The 17,883-nt window shown below is 61.5% G+C and carries 11 protein-coding genes; all 11 read right to left on the bottom strand.

Annotated elements, in window-relative coordinates:
- Positions 1-23 precede the first annotated feature (23 nt).
- Positions 24-509 (bottom strand): hypothetical protein, encoded by a 486-nt coding sequence (locus tag C482_RS02625; protein ID WP_006165849.1) that lies wholly within the window; start codon positions 507-509, stop codon positions 24-26.
- 150 nt (positions 510-659) lie between these two features.
- A complete protein-coding gene (locus C482_RS02620) occupies positions 660-2,939 on the bottom strand; it encodes a phage tail protein (RefSeq protein ID WP_006165848.1) in 2,280 nt (759 codons plus the stop codon).
- A gap of 2 nt (positions 2,940-2,941) precedes the next feature.
- On the bottom strand, positions 2,942-4,972 hold the full coding sequence (locus C482_RS02615) for a putative baseplate assembly protein (protein WP_049896420.1): 2,031 nt from the start codon (positions 4,970-4,972) through the stop codon (positions 2,942-2,944).
- 174 nt (positions 4,973-5,146) lie between these two features.
- Positions 5,147-8,710 (bottom strand): baseplate J/gp47 family protein, encoded by a 3,564-nt coding sequence (locus tag C482_RS02610; RefSeq protein WP_006165846.1) that lies wholly within the window; start codon positions 8,708-8,710, stop codon positions 5,147-5,149.
- A 39-nt stretch (positions 8,711-8,749) separates the two neighbouring features.
- Positions 8,750-9,148 (bottom strand): GPW/gp25 family protein, encoded by a 399-nt coding sequence (locus tag C482_RS02605; RefSeq protein ID WP_006165845.1) that lies wholly within the window; start codon positions 9,146-9,148, stop codon positions 8,750-8,752.
- Positions 9,149-9,151: 3 nt separating this feature from the next.
- The gene (locus C482_RS02600; RefSeq protein WP_006165844.1) at positions 9,152-9,442 is read right to left on the bottom strand and encodes a PAAR domain-containing protein; all 291 of its coding nucleotides are present in this window, start codon (positions 9,440-9,442) and stop codon (positions 9,152-9,154) included.
- Between the two features lie 133 nt (positions 9,443-9,575).
- The gene (locus C482_RS02595; protein WP_006165843.1) at positions 9,576-10,313 is read right to left on the bottom strand and encodes a phage baseplate assembly protein V; all 738 of its coding nucleotides are present in this window, start codon (positions 10,311-10,313) and stop codon (positions 9,576-9,578) included.
- The gene (locus C482_RS02590) at positions 10,310-11,335 is read right to left on the bottom strand and encodes a phage late control D family protein (RefSeq protein WP_006165842.1); all 1,026 of its coding nucleotides are present in this window, start codon (positions 11,333-11,335) and stop codon (positions 10,310-10,312) included. Before C482_RS02590 ends, C482_RS02595 begins: the two co-directional genes overlap by 4 nt.
- Before the next feature lie 25 nt (positions 11,336-11,360).
- Positions 11,361-12,032 carry a CIS tube protein gene (locus tag C482_RS02585; protein WP_006165841.1) on the bottom strand — a complete coding sequence of 224 codons (672 nt, stop codon included), beginning with the start codon at positions 12,030-12,032 and terminating at the stop codon, positions 11,361-11,363.
- The gene (locus C482_RS21010) at positions 12,033-12,689 is read right to left on the bottom strand and encodes a hypothetical protein (RefSeq protein ID WP_152421953.1); all 657 of its coding nucleotides are present in this window, start codon (positions 12,687-12,689) and stop codon (positions 12,033-12,035) included.
- 4,020 nt (positions 12,690-16,709) lie between these two features.
- A complete protein-coding gene (locus tag C482_RS02565; RefSeq protein WP_152421952.1) occupies positions 16,710-17,882 on the bottom strand; it encodes a hypothetical protein in 1,173 nt (390 codons plus the stop codon).
- Position 17,883: the final 1 nt, after the last annotated feature.

Raw genomic sequence — 17,883 nt, 5'->3', positions numbered from 1 at the left:
CCGTGGAACTCTCGCTGTCTTCTTTAGATCTCGCCAATAGTTTCTTCCATCATCTCAACACAGTCCCACTCCTCGATTGGCCATTCAACAGAAGCGATCTCCCGTCCGAACTGATCGACAGCGGTGACATCACGGATAATCGTCCAGCTGAGCCGATCAGAACCAGCGTACGCACCCTCAATTGGCACACGTCGGTGAGTATTGATATCTAGCCCGTCGCCGTAGTAGGTCGCCGTGAGACGCTCCATATGTGTTGTCGTGTCGAGTTCCTCACGCCAATATTCGGCAATATACTGCACCTGTACCCAGACCTCGGCGAGGTCGTCACGGTTGGTGTCGACGATGACGCGCGTACAGTCCCACTTGGTAAACTCGATACCGTTCTCGACGATTGTTCGTGGTCGATCGTAGTCCCGTGCCGTTGTTGCTGTCGCTGCGATAGACCCGACGGCGACTGCACTAACGCTCGACAGGACAGTTCGCCGTGGAAGTGGCACATCGTGTCCCATGACGCTACGTTCAATACAGGAGAGAAAATAGCTAACACGTCCGATATTTGACTTTCAGTTTGGTCTGAAATCACTTCTGGTCGGTACAGTGAATCGTCGGTTCGAATCCTATCGACCCCGGTGTCGTCGAGTCGAAGGTGTGTACCATACTTACATCGAATCCGGACCAGCGAGAACGGTATCCTCGCCGAGAACCGCCTCGCCCATCGCGAACGTCCGCGTCTGGAGTGCGCTGTTGAGTCCGAGGAATGTCCGATCACCGAGGACGAACTCATCGTCGAGTGCAAGTACCCGTGCATCAACGTGTGCCGGTTTCTCGGTTGCAACAATCCGCTCGATAGCATCCCGTTCGGCGTCAGAGTCGAAGGGGCCACAGAAGAGCGCGAACGACCGATCGCCAGCGAGCATCGATCCGTACTCTCGCTCGACGGCAGTGCCGTCAGCCCGATCGAAATCCGTCGCGTCGAAGAAGAACAGTCGGTGACCGGTTTCGAGGTCGCCAACGGATGGACCCGAAGACGCCTCGAGATCGGAGACCTCGTTCGTCGTGGCCGATTCGTCCGGTCGCGCTCGGTGAGCAGGATCGCTGACACCGCCACGTGGATTCGCGTGCCGAAGGTAGAGCTCGAGCGTTTCACGGAGCCCTGCTCTGGTACCCCGTTTCTGGTACAGCTCGGGTGCTCGCGCTAGGTACTCTCGACGGGCGCTTTCGGGCCAGTCGCGATACTCGTCGGCCGCGAGCCAGTCTTCTAGCCAGGCGAGTGAATCACTCGGAACTCCGTCCGGATCGAAGTAGCGAGGAAGCTGTTCGATCTCGGATTCGATATCGACGAACGAGGTCTCGAACGTCGAGAGATACCGTTCGAGAAACTGTGCCGACCGATCGTCGTTCTGATAGAGCTCCGGCAGGTATCGAAGGTAGGACTGGCGAGGGCAGTAGGCAGTGACGGCGTCGATTCGTGGCGCAGCGGTTGGAGTGCCGACGAGTTCGACGGCGACATAGAGGTACCGGCCGTTCGCCTCGCGCAAGAGGATGTCCTCGGGATCGATTTCGTCGACGAGCGTCCACGTCGTCTCGGCATGAGCAGCGAGTTCTCGTCGCGCCGTTTCCTGCCAGGACCGAACGGTGGTTGTCTCGAGTTCCCCGTCTTCGTCTCTATCCGCGAGTTCGGCGGCGGGTGTGCTCGTAAGTTCCCACACCGAGTCGACGTCGATGGACTGCAGCGTCGAGCGAGCCGTCTTCTCGAGTGCACCGAGATCGGGCTGGTTCGTGGGATCGTCGACTTCATGGTTTTCGCTGTCGTTACTGTTTTCGCCGTCTTGGCCGTCTTCACCGCCTTCAAAATCGTCGCCGTTGAGCGGGAGAACAGTTGGTTTGTCGGTCGCGTAGTATCGAAGCCGGACCTGTGTGCTCGCAGACGAGCGAGCAAGATCGAGTGCGAGACGATGCCAAGAAATACCGTCGACGCCAGCGTCGTACCGGTGGAACGCTAGCCCAACGTGACGATCGCGGTGAGGGTGAGATGCGACGGTCTGGCGTTCCTGGAGGGCACAGCAGACGCGCTGGTCACCGACCAGCGCGTAGAAGACACGTCGATCGCTGTGGCTGAGTGGCCGGCTGATAAGCCGTCGACAGCGGGCCTCGAGTTCGTGTCGCTGTTCGAACTCGCCCGCTGTTTCATTCCACTCGAAGAGCCCGTGCGTGGGGCCTCGTTCACCGTGGACAGTCCCTGCAAGGACGAGCGAACCACGGGGTGCGGCGATTGCGGTCGGGACAAATCGATTGCCATCGATCGCAAACGCGTCCCTAGAGAGTGGATACGAGTCGTTCCGAACTTCGCGTTCGCCCCGGAACAATCGGATGGTCGGCGAGGCATCGACGCTATCGAGGACGTACAGCAGGTCGTCGGCGACTGCGATGTCGGCCGGTGATCGGACCCACCAGTCGACCGTGAGTTCCTCGGTCGTCCCGAGACACGCGATGCGTTCGTCGCCGTCGAGGACGTAAATCGTCCCGCTATCGAAGGTGAGTTCGACCGGCGCTGCCACCGGCGATTGAAGCGCCCCAGTCTCGTTTCGAAGCCGCGGTGAAACCGTGACGATCCGTTCGTCGTCCGCTCCCGCGACGAAGACGCGACTCTCGCTGGCACAGATCGCTCGCGGCTCGTCGAGCGACAGATCGTCGCTATCGAGCAACCGCTGGCGCGAATCGGTACGTGGATTGTACTGTGAGAGTCGCCCCGCAGCATCGAGCGTATAGAGAACACCAGTTGGATCGACAGCGAGGTCGACGATGGATTCACCAAGCGTTGATTCCCGTATCGAAGCCGTTCTCGCTAGTGTGAGTCCTCCGTCCGCGACTTCCGTGTGATCGGTTACCCACTCCTCCCAGTCGGCCTCGCTTGCCGTTGTTGCGTACGAAAACTCCATGGTTAGTACCCTCCATCGTCTGCCGTTCGAAGATCGACGGTGACCGTTTCGACGGTGAAAAGCGACGTGTCGTCGATTGAGATTACCCGGCCATCGAGTGCCGTCCCGCCGTAGGCGGTCATTGATACGTCCGAAATCTGGTCGATTGCATCGACCGATTCGATCACCTCGATCAGTTCCTCGCTCTCGAGTGTTCGGCCGAACGGCCACCCCGAACCGTCGTAGCCATACAGCGGATGCAGGTACGACTCGACTGCCTCCGTAATCGCCGCCTCGTACCCACCGCCGGTGTACCGTGGACGCGTCCGCCCCGTCACGTCTAACTCGAGTCGGACGTACTGAGGACCGGTCACGTGTACGCGGTCGGTCAGCAGCGTCCGTTCTCGGAGATGGCTGTAAATCGCTTCGAGAAAGCCGTCACTTGGCTCTGGACTCGAAACGTCGACTGGTGCGTAAGGAACGACGACCACGGTTGTCCCCTCGCTCTCGACGACAACGTTCGTCCGTCCGATCCTGAGCCCCGGCGTACGCGAAACGAGCGCCCGGTAGTCGTCTGCCGTCACAGCTCGATGCGTTCGGCGGCGGTCGCGTCTGGCCCGTCGCAGTGCGTCCGCGACGCTCTCGCGGTTAGTTCCGCCGGTCGCCGGTCCGAGCGGCGTGATCTCGAGATCGGTCGGTGAGACCGCTACGTCCGAGCTCGAGTCGAAGGACGTACTCGAGTCGGTGATCCGCCAGACCGCGCTATCGGAGACGTTACCTGCAGTGCCGCCGCCGGCGACGTAGTCTGCGGTGATCGTCGCATCGGGGTCAGGAACGCACCCGGAAACGCCGTCGCCGAACGTGATGTGGCCACGCGTGCGGTCGAGGACGTAGTGTGGGTCGTTTGGCCCCGAAGCGACGAAGTCAGGTACTTCGACGAATCGTTCGCCGTCAACGCGAACGGATGCCGACAGGACGGGGGTGTGCTTGACGGCGTACGTCTGGCTGTCGAGGATCGGTGTCGTGTCCGTGTTCCGCGTACTCGTTGTGGCAGCGCCGCCAGCACCACGAGCATCGGCACCGACCGGCGAAAGCTGTTCGTCGATGATCGAGATGTTATGACTCGCGGTGACGACGTTCGTACTGATCGTCTCGAGCTGTGGCGGGAACTCGTAGTCGGGCGTGTCGACGCGACAGCGGAGCCAGACCGTGTCGTCGAGTTCAAGTGGCGGGGTCTCAGGAAGCGTTCCCTCAGCGGCCGATCGTGGACGATCGCTACTGTCAGTGGTCGCCTCGTCGACGACAAGTTCGAGGTGGCCGTCCCGATACAGCGCATTGGTCTCGTCGACGGCGACCGAGAGGGGCTGCCAGTATCCTGTCTCCGGATTGTGATACTCCCAAGCCAGATCGACAGACGGCGAGAAGGTCGGACGGTCGCCATCAGTGTCAGTACCCAGTGACGGCTCCGGAAGGTTATCGTCGTGATAGGCGACAGCGAGCGTGAGGCGGTCGGCGATCGCGAACGGATCGCGGTCGAATCCGAGGTAGACACAGGCTCCCTGATCGACGGTGTCGCCGAACGGACGATAGAACATACCATCAGTCTGGTTTGCCTTCCGATGATCGGTCGCCCCCGTTTCGTCGACCGTCATCACGCGGTCGATGCTGGCTGCTGTCAGCGTCAGTTCGTAGTCTGTCTCGAACTGAAAGACACTCTCCGTCCCGTCAGTGACGGCGACCGGCGTTCCTGCGGGAAGTCGCGCACCGGCCGCATCGCTTGGCGGATCGAGCCGTATCCGGGCTGTCGCCGGCGTCGGCGGGCGGCGTTCGTAGCCGATCAACCGCAGGTACGATTCTCGATGCTCGTCGGTGATCTGGTCTAGCTGATAGGTGTGCGTTTCGGTGAGCCAGGCGAGGACCTCGAGAATCGTAATTCCCGGATCATGCGGGTTGAAATCGGTCCACTCACTCGAGTACGCCGGAATGAGTGTGGTCGCCTGCTCGAGCAGTTCGTCATACGTTCGGTCGTCGAGTTCCGGTATGTCCAGTCCCATTATTGTGTTCGTGTCTCTCTCACCGTCTGTCGGTCGTGTGCTGTGCTCGTCGTCCTCGCCGACTCCAGCAAACATCCCTCCACGTGCCGTACTCACTGGTGTCGCTGAGACCGGTGAGATCGACAGGCTCAAGCACTGATTCGCCCACCGTGGGCCGAGGACAGCCACTCATCCTCAGAACTCCCTCCTCGAGTCTCGTGTCGACACCGCTGTACTCGAGTTCGACCTCGACGTCGAATCCGCAGCCACAGCACCGCCCGTATCCGACTCCCCAACCGTCACCGAAACCTGGTGCGAGCCGCTACAGACGAGCGTATCACGGGGTAACGACCGACTACTGTACTCTGACAACAGCCGTCGGTCGGCACCCGTCTCGACGAGCACGCGACACTCGAGGACGGCCGCCACGTCGTCGACATTGGCGACGACCGAACTGAGCTGGTCGACAGTTGGGAGCGTGCCGAACGCCCAGCCATCTCCATTGCCACCCGACAGCGGGTGGAGAAACGCCTCGAGCCGGCGCTGAATCGTTTCCTTGAGCAACGAGACGCTTGTGACCGCCGTCGCTTCCAGCGTTACGTCGACCGAGAGGTCGGCGTAGTTCGGGCCGCGAACGACGATACCCGTGTCGTCTGCGGCGACGAGCGATGCCGGCGCGCGTTCGGTCAGTGTTTCCCGAACACGGTGTTTGAGCGCAAGCGACGGCACCGGTTTCTCTCGCTCGGTGTGTGGAACGATAAGGACGGTGACCTGTGCGGCGGAACTGCCGGCTGTGTGCTCGAGTGATGGATCACACGTCACCCGTGCGAGTTCCGGGAATTCAGCAGCGGCGACTCGTTCGTAGTCGCTCGCGGTCACTGCCTTGCCGCGGTGTTTGAGGCTGTTCGTCGATCGGGAGACCAGCGCGTCCGTCGATTCGATGTCGGCCCCGCCGTCGGCCGGCAGCGGGTTCGAGACCGATTCGACCAGCGCGATCGAACTCTTCAGATCGGTGATCGTCTTCGCGCCGATGTTGCCGTCGCTACCGCCACCGGTCGTGTACGTCGCACGGACGTTGTCCTGCCCAGCCGCCGGGATTGCGCCGTGGTCGCCGTCACCGAAGGAGATGAGGCCGAGTGTGCGGTTGACGACGTAGTGTCTGTCCGCTGGCGTCGAGTCGAGAAAGTCATCGACCGCGTGCCAGCGCACCCAGAAGGCGGTCGGCTCGCCGCGGGCATCATACTCCGTCGTGACTGCGTCGGGTCGCTCCTCCGCGAGGCGGCGGCGTTCACTCGCCGATAGCGTCGACAGTTCGTCGACCCAGACCTCGATATCGATCACGGGAGCGTGCGAACAGCGAAACGACTGCTCGTGTGACCCATCGCTCGAGCCGAGGAGTTCCTCCTCGACAGTGACCGTGTTGTACGCCCACTGCGTGTTCGGGTAGAGGCCATCGAGAACGGGCGGTGTACTGGTCCGATCGCTGGAAACGCCTGCTGGCGTCCCATCGACTGCGTCCGCCGCTCTACTCGAGTCACCACCGCTCGCGGCAGTGGCTTCGATTGCGGACGCGGTGGCAGCGCCAGTCTTAGTCCCATCGTCAGCGCCAAACGGGACGGTAGCATCCGAGGACACGCTACCAGACTGCGTCTCGAACTTGTCTTTCGTCACTCGCGCCCGTATCCAGTGGCGTTCGTGTCCGAACAACTCGACCGCAGTCGTCGAGTCGGGAACGGTCAGCGTCACGATGCCACGCTCAGTCAGGCCGCCTGTCCGATCGTGAACGTCGAGTTTCGACCACGAGCAGCCGTCGGCGGCGTGGGTGCCGCCGGCGCGTCGGACGCCGTCGCAGTACTCCCACTCGATTCCCGGATCGAACGAGCGTGGATACGTCGTATCTTCGACCGTGACGAACAGCGACAGCGGACCGTTCTCGAGTACGTCGTCGAAGCCGAGATACAGCGTCTGCTGGTCGTCGGGTACGTCGACGAACGGCACAATGGAGTCCGGTTGGGCCGAGAGGTCAGGACTGAAGGCCGCGTTGTTGTACCGAAATACCGTTTCGGCGGGCTGGCTCCCGCGGTCGTACTGGACGGATACGTCACCAAAGACTGGCGGATCGGGTTCGTCGGTGATCGTCCGACTTCCATCGCGCGTCACGTCGAACGACGGCTGGCCGTAGTTCCCGCTGACCAGTCGCGACCGAATCCAGACGTTGTCGTGGCCGGACACCGTCGTCGGCGCGATGTCCTCGGGCACCTCGAACCGGACAGTTCCAGGCGAGGAGAGCGCTGCAGTCCCGTCTTCGACGCCGTCGAGACGCGTCCAGCCGTCGCCGTTCCAGTACTCCCAGGAGAGGCGAGGCGGACCGCCGAGCACGCCGATACCCGCAGCCGCCGACTGCTCCGTGCCGCCGAGAGCATCCGACGAAGTTGACCCGGCCATGAGGCCATCGGTTTCCGAACCTGCATCCGTAGCGTCCGGCCCCACAGATGCATCATCGCCAACCCCGGAGCCGTTTCCATTGTGATCCCCGGTTCGATCGTGGCCCTCAGAAGACCCATCTCCACCAGCATCGCCATCACTATTGCCACCGTTACTGCCACTGCTATCGCCATTGGTAGCCACACTCCCAACCGAGGCAAACTCGAGATCGACCACGCCGCCCGGCTTCGTAAACGCCTCCTCGCAAGCCACGTAGAACGTCGCCGGTGGCTGTGGAATTCGTCCGAACGGTTTGATCGACCCGTCAGCCGCAGACAGCGGCACGTCGTTCGACAACAGCATATCCGGTTCCATCCCGCCATCCTCACCGTTACTCGCCGCATGCAACGACACAGATTCGAGCGCCGCCGACACGACAGCCGTCTCGTCGGCGAGTCGACACCGAATCCAGCGACTCTCACACTCGTTGACCGCACATTCGAGTGTCTGTCCTGGAAGCCGGAACGTCCGTTCAGCGGCGGTGTCGTCGGTGGGTGCATCCTCGCGTCGCGAGAGATCGGACTCGAGTTGCTCCTGGAGGGCTTCGACACCGGCGTCCTCGCCGAGGTGGAGACCGTCGCCTGCCCGTTCGAGGCGATGCCAGCCCTCGGTTCCAGTTTCGTCCTCGCCGTAGTACTCCCAGCTGGTTGCGTCGAAAAACTCCTCAGCCGTAGGTGAGGTTGCGGTTGCGGCGGCGTCTAGCTGTATCGAAATCGACAGCGAGGAGCCGGCTGCGAGCGTGAGGACGGTCTCGTGGCCAAGATAGAGGACGTGCGACTGTCGGTTGTCGCCGACGAACAGCGTATTCGACTCGTCCTCAAGTACATCGCTGTGGTCGACGATTCGGTCGGTCGTTGGGTCGACGCCGACGACGGTGGTGAGCCTGGCCGGCGTCGCCTCGAACCCACCTTCCTGCGGGAGTTCGAACAGTTGTGTATCACCGGAGCCTGCATCCGCGACGGCCTGTGTTCCACCCGGAATTGGGACATTGCGATCGAGGTCGGTCGAGACGCTGAACGAAAGCGGTGTTCGGGCTGCCTGAGGCGGCCGACGGTCGAAATCGAGTGCATCGAGGAACGCAAGGAGATGTTTCTCGGGGACCTCGTTCAGCCGGTTGCGGACGTCGGATTCGAACGTCGAGAAGATGCGAAGCAGCGTTCGACCGACGTCATCGGAGTGGGGATCCCACGCGTCGGTGTAGGCGTCCGCGCGGTCAAGCAGCGTCTCGAAGAGTTCCTCCTGATCCCGGTCGTCGATCGTCGGCCCTTCACGCATAGTCGTCCGTCCCTCCGCGACGGTGAAGCGGGCGTGCCATCACCCATCGCCCTCCGTAATGTGAAACGGATACACCATGTTCGACAGGCTGTTCGTCGACCGAACGTGGTACTCGATCTCGATCAGGATGCGATTCGGATCGTCCGTGGCAGTTCGTGCGTCGACGTCGACGATATCGATTCGGGGCTCCCAGCGGACGAGCGCCTCGCGGACGCTGCTCTCGATCAGATTCAACGTTGCCGGCGAGGCTGCCGAGTAGACGTGGTCGTGGATGTCACAGCCGAACTCCGGGCGCATGATCCGTTCGCCCTTCGCCGTACCGAGGATGATTCTGATTGCCTCCTGAATGTCGCCTTCGGCGTTCGAGAGTTCGACGTCGCCGCGGTGGTCCGACGTGACCGGGTACTGCCAACCGGTGCCGAGGAATTCGTCTGCCATAGTTCAGCCGATGTGAACGCTTGGACAGCCCGCAACGATCGTGTTCGGCGGGCCGTTCTCGATGATCTTGTCGCCCATTCTCGCCGCCGGCATCTTGTTGATCAGAACGCTGGTGCTACCGACCGCCACGGTTCCGCCAACGTGTGGGACTGGCCCGGAGGAGAGCGGACAGGTGTGGACGTCGGCAAGCGCGCGCCAGGCGGGGCGCTTACCGATCAGAACGTTCGGACTCGCTGTGCCAGTCAACGGCGTGCCGTGTGCGGTCGCATCGCCGAGTCGTGCTGCTGGTTTCATGGATTTAGATTCGGATCTGAATTGGATTCCGCTTCCGTTTCCGTTTCGATTTCAGGTTCACGTTCGGGTACAGATCTGTGATCTACGGTCTCTGACCTGTGCTCTGTGAACACTCATCGTTCGATACAACTGCTCAATTGAGCTGGATAATCGCGCCACGAATCGTCAACGGCCCCGTCGAATCGATCCCCATCAGTCCGCTACTCGAGATATCCAGTCGCGCCTTACTCGAGAGGTCAATCGTATTCTTGCTCGCAATCTCGACGGACGTGCCGCCGTCGATATCGACCGTTTTCGAGCCGTCGATCCGAACCGTCGGCGCAGACAACTCGAGTTCATCATCAGCGGTGATCGAGACGGTGCCCGATGAACTGTCGAGAGTGAGTTCGTTCTTCCCGTCGTCGTCACGGATCGCAATGGTCTCAGTGTTCTTCGAGTCGTCGACGACGATTTCGTGTCCACCGCTGGTCTTGATGGTGATACTACCGTCCTCGCCGTCGTCGAACGCGATCGAGTGCTCGGATCGGGAGCGAATCTCTCGAACGTCGTTTTTCCCGTCGTTCTGCTGGGGAGGCTGTTGTTTGCCGTTCCACAGCGAGCCGACGACGTATGGGTTGTGGATGTCGCCGTTCTCGAAGGCGACGAGCACCTCGTCCTCGACTTCAGGCAGGAAGTACGTGCCGTATTCGTCGCCAGCCATCGGTGTCGCAATGCGGGCCCAGTAGCTCTCGTCGTCGGCGTCACGCCAGGGGAACTGGAGTTTGACGCGACCGAGATCCTTCGGATCTTCGTTGTCGGTGACGATGCCGACAACGACGCCCTGAATACCGCCATCGGAGGTTTCACCGTCGAAGACACTCGGTCGGCTCACGATGGCACCTCCACTGCCTCGAACGTGGTTCGATAGCCCGAAGCACCCATCCGGTGGGTCGCCTTCGTGATGTGGTACGTCCCCGAGAAACGGGACCCAAGCTCGGCGAATCGGACCGTTTCACCCGCACGGAGGGCGGGGATACCGTCAGTTTCGCCGTGGGCCTGCACGATCCCGTCCGAAAACTGGTTGTGCTTCGTCTCTGCAATCCGTTCGGCTTCATCGCGTGACATAGCTGGTACTCTGAAAACCTCCTTGTGTTTTGCGTTGGAACTGCCCGCAGTCGTGATGATCTCCTCTTTCTTCCCGACATCCCACGACCGAACCTCGACTTCGTGCGTCTGACTCTGCTGGGTGATTTCACCGAAGAAGTCGTGCAGTGCCTCCCCGTACCAGAGTTCGTCGATCGGATCATCGGTCACTGCCGAGGACCGCGGTACGAACCGTACCGTCTCCCGTTCGGCATAGAACTCGAAGCCGTACGTTGCGGCGAGGTCGTGAACGAACCGGTAGTCACTACAGTCGTTCTGAATGAGCTTCTCGCGTTTGATGTCCGCACGTTCGACGACGACTGACGAAAAGGAGTACGAGGAGAGGACGTCCTCAACGGCCGCCCCAACCGTCGTTTCCGACCAGGAGTCAGACCGGGTTCCCTGCATCAGTTCCCAGAGCAATCCGTAGCCGGCAACCTGCACCGACGGGCCGCGATCGACCGTAAACTCGCCGGTGATCGACTGGATCTTCCCGCTCAACAATGGAGTCAACTGCCCGTCGTCGCCGTACCCCATCGAAATGTCGACATCGGTTCCGATGTCGAAATCGTCCCAAGAGAGACCGGCGAACTCATCCAGTTCTTCGTCGAACGGATAGTTTAACGCAAACGAGAACCGGTCTGCGCCCTCGAAGGTCGTCTCGACCACGAGATCCGCGATCCGGCCACCCGGCTCCTGAAACGTCTGCTCGCCGATCTCGACGGTAAACCGTGGTGAGTACCGCGGATGGTTATCCAGTTCAGGACTCATCGGAACACCTCATGACGTCTCAACCTCATAACGGCGGTAACTCGAGTGTCTCGCCCGGCGTAATCGCACGCGGGTTGTCGATATCGTTCTGATCTGCAATCGTCCGCCAGTGAGCAGAATCGCCGTACTCCTCGGCAGCGATCAACCAGAGGGTATCGCCCTCAGTCACTGTCCACGCCTTAGTCTTGTCCGTCGATTCGGGCGAAACCTCGGACTTGTGGTAGTCTGCTGTCTTGAACTCGGTGAAGACGATCGAGACGCGAGCGCGAATCGGCACGCCGCTTGGCAGGAACTTGGTGAACTGCTTGTTCGCACTCCGGACAAGCGCCGTAAAGTCGATGCCGTCACCCCAGACGAACCGACAGACTGGCGGTGCGTGAAGTTCGCCGTCGACTGACAGCAGCATATCGATGTACTTTGTGTACTGCTCACGGACGTCGACAGCCGAAGCGTCGACATCGTCTGACTCGAGTGCATCGGTCGTATCGAAGAACAGTTCGGTCGAGAGCGTCTCGGCGTTGCCGTCGACGAATTGCATGATCGACGCGCCGGAACCGGTGGCTTTCATCTCACCGTAGTTAACGCTCTTCTCGAGCGTGTAGGAGTTCGGGTTGAACTTGCATTCGATCGTTTCACCCTGGTGCTTCCCGTTGACGATCATAATCTGTGCCTTCTCGAGCTTGCCGCCGGTTGCCATCTAAAGTCCCCTCCGTTCGCGTTCAATCCGTTGCTTGCGGTCGAGTCGGCGGTAGAGCCGCTCGACGATTCGGTCGACATCGGCGTCAAACTGGACGGCATCGTCACCCCAGGGCACGTCGGCAAGGTCCCGCTCGCTGCCACGTTGGGTCCGCTGTGACGGGTCGCCAGTTCGTGTCGATGATTCAGCGGCCGGTTCCCGTCGCTGTGTGTGTCCGCTGGCTGCGTTCGCATCGCTGCTGTGAGGGCCAGGCGGAAGCGACTCAACTGGGGAGCGAGATCGACTATGCGACTCACGGGAATCGGTGCGAGAGCCACCCCGAGACCGTGAGGCAGACTGGTTACCAAACCCGCTCGCCTGATCGGAACGCCGCGTTGTCGCTCGCTCGTTCAGTCCCGACACTCGTCCCGTCCCGCGCGACCGTTCGGACGATGGTATGTGACTGTGTTGGGGCGTCTGTGGGCGTGCGTTCGCATGCGTTCCTGCACCGCTTCCGCCAGGGTTGCCGTCGACCGTACGTCTAGCTGGTTCGCCGCGAGCCGCCGCTACCGACGAGCGACCGCCGTGGTCCGCTGCGCCAGACGTGGCCGCATCCGTGGCGGTGCCCGGGTTGCCAACGCGATAGACGAGGTCCGGCCGACTGCTACTCGAGTTCATTGGTTTGCTATCTGACTTGCTGCTGCTTCGTTTTTTCGCACGTGTTTTATATTTAATCATTCTATCCGAACTATTCTGGACGCCGGTGTTGGGAGTCGAGTCAGTGGGTGTGGGAGCGGGACTGAGTTCAGGGTTGGGGTCCGGGTCGGGATCGATCAGTGTCGTCGGCGCAGTCCACGATGCAGTTGTGGCAAGTGAGGGGGACGAAACCGAGGACGTGACGGAAGCAGAAAAACGCGACCTGGTCGCGTTCGTGCCACGTTCCCGCTGTTGGTCGGAACCGGTGTGTCCGTCGGCGCTCGACCGCTCGGGCGGTTGGCTGCCACCCGGAGACGTGTCGGTGCTGGACCGAATCGGCCGGAGCCGCGACATCCGTCCAGCTCGCTCTCCCGTTCGAGCCGAATCTGTGGTGGCACTCGCCGACCAGTCCGACCCCGAGTTCGGAAGGTCCCTGACACTATTGTCGGGGACGGAAGTAGGCACAGACCCAAAGTCAGAGGCAAACGCAGAGCCAGAAGCAGGGAGTGTGGCCGCGCCATCCCTCGAAAACTCGGTACCCGAAACGTCGCTCACCACGGACGCACTCCCGCCAGCAGCCGACGTGTTCAGGCGGGTGACACCGTGCTCGGTACTCGCCGGCACCGACTCCCCCATCCGCTGGCGATTGACCACCGACGACAACCGGGCTGTAACCGGATCAACAGCTGTGTCGTTACCGGCCGATCGCTGCCAAGGCGTCTCCTGCTGTCGAGGCCGCGACCGGGCAGTCGATTCAGCTGCAATGCGATTGGCGGCAACTCGAGTTCGGGTCCGGTTGTCCACACGATTGCGGGCCGAGACCGAGTCGTTGTAACCAGAAGTCACTGCGGATGTCGGAAGAGAGCGGGAGAGCTGTCCCGAGCCGGATTCGTGGTCGTCGAGAGTGGGAACGAACTGCCGGTGTCGTGTCTGGTTGTTCCCGGCCTCATTCTCACTGCTATCTTCAGTCTCGCTCCTGGGTTGATTCGAGATCGGAATTGAACTTGAGGCCGAAACCGGGGTTGCGTTCGATGTGGATGCCGAGGTTTGGTTCGGGGTGGAAATCGAGGTCGTGCTCGATGTCGGGGCCGAGGTGGAAATCGGGGTCGTGGTTGAGGTCGAAGTCGAAGCTGCTGATTCAGTCCAATTAGTTCTCGATCGATCGTCAATTGTGCGCACATCCAGAGACCGCTGGTGGGAATGCGATCGAGAACGTCCGGTTTGGTCCTCAGAGTAAGTGTGGGTACGAGACTGTCCCAAAGAAGCAGTCTGGGTCTGCGATCCAGACTGGACTTGCGACGGTTCTGCGGGCTGGGGTCGAGCAATCGACGTATCCGCAGCAGCGGGCGTAGACACGGCCCCACCGTTCGATCGCGAGTGCGAACTCGCCTCGGACCACCTAGTGGGATCCGTCGCAAGCACCGAAATCCCGGTCCCAGCTGCCGACCGAGACAGGAAGCGGCGCTCAACCGAAGGCATAGTCACACCACTGCGGCGGATCGACTCGAGTACGGCGCTCGGTGCAGTCCCGCTGTCCACGGACAGTTCAGATCGTGCGCGTGAGTTGGCGTCCCTGTGCTGAGCGGAACTTCTGTCAACAGGCACAGTGCCGATCAGTGCACTGTTCCCTACGGCTGCCTGGGTTTGTTGTGGCGACTCAGTGGCCGTTACATTGGTACCGGCGAGAGTGGAGGAGGGAGACGTAACTGTTGACGCAGGCGGAGCAGCGGTCGTGTCCCTGCCGGCTCTCGATCCCAACGTCTGGAGGTCCTCCAACAATGTCTCACTCATCGCACTCGAGTGCGGACGAGAGCGCGGACGCGACAGCACAGATCGTGAGTTGTCGTCGCGTTCGATCGCCGGTGAGTGGCCAGCAGCGCTGTTCCGTGCGACTGAACGGGTTGGTGAAGTAGTGCTCCCGGTTGCAGCGTGCGAGAGAGGAGCGTCCGCCCCCTCCCACGATGTCTCGGTGACCGGCGCGGAACGATGATCGCGTTCGCCAGAAGTCTGCGTCGCGAGTGTACTCGAGCCCCGCTCCCCTGGCATCTGCCTCTGTGAGAGCGAGAAGTCGTCAGAAGACGAAACCGGGGATGAACGGCTGACAGCCGCGCGATCAGAACTGGTGCCAGTCGGTACGGTCCGCGGAACGGAACCAGGTGTGGCCGTTGCCGGAACGACGACCTGCCTATCTCGGACCCCGCGCTGGGGCAAGACACGCGGAGCGCGGACTCGCAGTGACTCACCGACGGAGGCCGTTCGAGAGACCGTTCCGGTCGACGGCGAAACCCGTTCGGGAGCGTCCGACGTCAATCGTGGCCGCTGGGATCGAATCGGTTCGTCCTCCCCTGTCACCGTGGTGGGCGCGCGAGACGCCGTCGACGGTGATGACGGGCCAACTGTCGAGCGTGGGGCGCTGGCTCTAGATCCTGAGTCAGGTCTGGATTCGGGTTCGGGTTCAGGTCCGGGTCCGGGTCCGGATTCAGGTTCAGTTCCAGCACCAGGTCTGGGTCCGTGACCGGATACGAGTCGGCTATCTTCGCTCCCAGGACGCGCCGAACGCGGCGCTGCGTCGGGAGTTATAGCAACTCGTCGTGTCCCGGACGAAACCGAGTCGGACAGGCGTGATCGTTCGGCCGTTCGCGCTCTCTCAGGTTCGGCCGTCGATGTAGCAAACGCGTTACCCCCACTGGGTTCGACCAATACTGTCGGCGCTGCAGCGTGTCGAGCGCGCTGCTGTCCGTTCATGGGGGGTTGTCGGTGTGTGAGGTGGTGGAGTCGGGATGATCGATGTGGCTGTGGTGTCCACTCACGTTCAACGGTGTCGGCCGTACCATCTGTCTCCACCGTGGCGTCCGTACTACCTGAGAAACCTTTCGGGGAGTTACCACTACTCGACGGGGTACTTGAGAACGGGTCGGCGAGGCGCTGTCCGCTCGGTGGTTGGAGTGACGGCGACCCGATATCCGAGCCGGAACCCAAACCCGAACTCGGTTTCGGTCTCTCACGCAACTTCGCCGGATCTTGACGGACTGGCTTGTCCGCGGTTGCCGGTGTGGTATCCAGTTTGGGCGGAAATGTCCGAGAGGGAGCGTCAGTCGATAAACTGGCTCGACGACGGACGGGCCGAACAGGGCCATGGTCGTGGTCTATCAATTCCCGTGTCTGATGTTGGTGCTGGTCGTCGCTACTATCGACGGGAAGACTGCCAACGTGGGGACGATTACGGCCGTTTCGTGCTGTCTGTGCACCGACGTGGCGCATCGAGGAGTCAGGTGCCGCCGACTCACCTTCGGCTGAGTGAGCGAGGCGGGACACTGAAGTTGCGTCTGGAGCACTCGATTGGGGGTTAGACGATGAAATCCACCGGAAAGACGGTGTCCGATCGTTCGCGGATGACCGGGTACGAGTTGTGGCATCGGTACTCGGCGCAGAACTAGCGGCGGTGTCGGGTGAACCTATGGACATAGGGGCGGCCCCGGGGTTGGCAGCGGGCTCTGAGGCAGGGAGCAACGACGGCGGATCAGACGGCATCTCTGCCGTGACTCCATCGGAGAGATCGGCGTCTGCGGGAGACTGTCGGCGTGAGTGGCGAAAGACGAGCGACATGCCTGCGTGTCGGGTGAGTATTCGATGAACGAAGCGGCCAGCGAGGCGAGTCGGGTCGAGTGTGGCAATCGGTCTGTGCCGGCGACTGAGTCCGTCGATTGTCAGTTGGTGTGGCGACTCTCGCGCCACTGTAGACGACACCGAAGCTGGTGCTCGCGGTGTGTTCTCCCCTGCTGTCGTGTCGCCCTGTTTGTGGTTGGTACTAACGCTGATGTCGCGAACCGCCGGTTCGACGGAGGGCAGTGCCGAGTCAGTCATCGGCGGCCTTCCTCCGTGGGTGGCAACCAGTGCTGGGACGAACGCCAGGAGACGGTCGTTTCATCGAAGGTGGTACTAGGTGATGCTATCGACTGCGATGACTTAATTATTATCACTGTGAGTGAAAGTCACGACTCGTTAGTCCTGCGGCGTAGTACCGGTAACGGGCGGCTCCAGGTCGGACTCGCCATCCTGTTGTGTGGAGTGGTCAGACGGGGTCTCCGACGCCGAGTCGGAATCGATCGTTGCATCGAGCGCATCGACATCCGTGGTCGCATTCGGTGCCCACTGTAGAGAGTAGATCGCGCCAGTTCTCGTCAGAAGCGTCGGTGTTTCACCCCCACGTTTGAGGCTGTATCCGAGCGGCAGTTCGACCGAGTCGTCGTTCGGTGCGATCGAGAACGATTCGGGAATCTCGAACGAACAGACGGCACCCGGTTTGAGTGTGACGTTGACGCCGAGTCGATACAGGTCGAACTCGGTGTCGCGAATCCGAGACTCCGAGAGATCGATCGCTGCAGCGGAGTCGTTTCTGATGGCGAGTTCCCGCGTTGGACGGGAGTCCGGGGTTCTGAGGGCGACGACGGTAAGTTCTGTTCGTGCCGTCGTGGCGGCCGCGTACCGGTTGTAAACGAGGACCGTCGTTCCGACCCAGAGTACGAGCGCAATCGTGGCCGTCACCGCCAACGGAACGCGACCAGTGTACCAGGTGCCGATGTACCAGAGGGCGACGCCGCCGGCGACGCCGACCGAGAAGCCAACGATCACGGAAAGCGTCCGGCTCTCGAGTCCCTTCGTGTGAGCGTAGCCAGTTCTGACAGACGAGAACGAGGAGTCAGCGGTCGCGCTTCGCCGATCCTGGAGGAGTAACAGCCCAGCCGCGAGCGGCCAGGTAACGAGGAAACCGAGGACGACGGCAGTGCCTGTGAGCTCGCTCACCAGTGTGAACGAACCGAGCACCAGAGCGGCGACGACGGCACAGAGACAGCCGACGATCACCGACTGCGCCCACGTCGAGTACTGTTGCCAGTGGGCATCGACTGCCTCCCGATTTGCTCGATAGATGAGAACGCAGACACACGTGAGTGCGCTGCAGAAGAACGAGACGAGAAAGAGAACCACCTCAGGACCAAGCGTTTGCGAGACGAGCGGCGGTGACGAGGATGGAACGCGTGTAACAAGACCGGAGAGACGGCCGACACCGATAGCAAGCAGTCCGAACACGACGCCACAACCGACAATGAGGAGTACCGGAACCAGTCGCTTCCGGGCGCGGCCGGCGAACGACTGAATCAATGTGAACAATCTCATT

Origin of the sequence: Natrialba chahannaoensis JCM 10990 (assembly GCF_000337135.1) — an archaeon.
GTDB classification, from domain to species: Archaea; Halobacteriota; Halobacteria; order Halobacteriales; family Natrialbaceae; genus Natrialba; species Natrialba chahannaoensis.
Note: the sequence above shows the minus strand (reverse complement) of the source record. Positions and strands in the feature narration are given on the sequence as shown.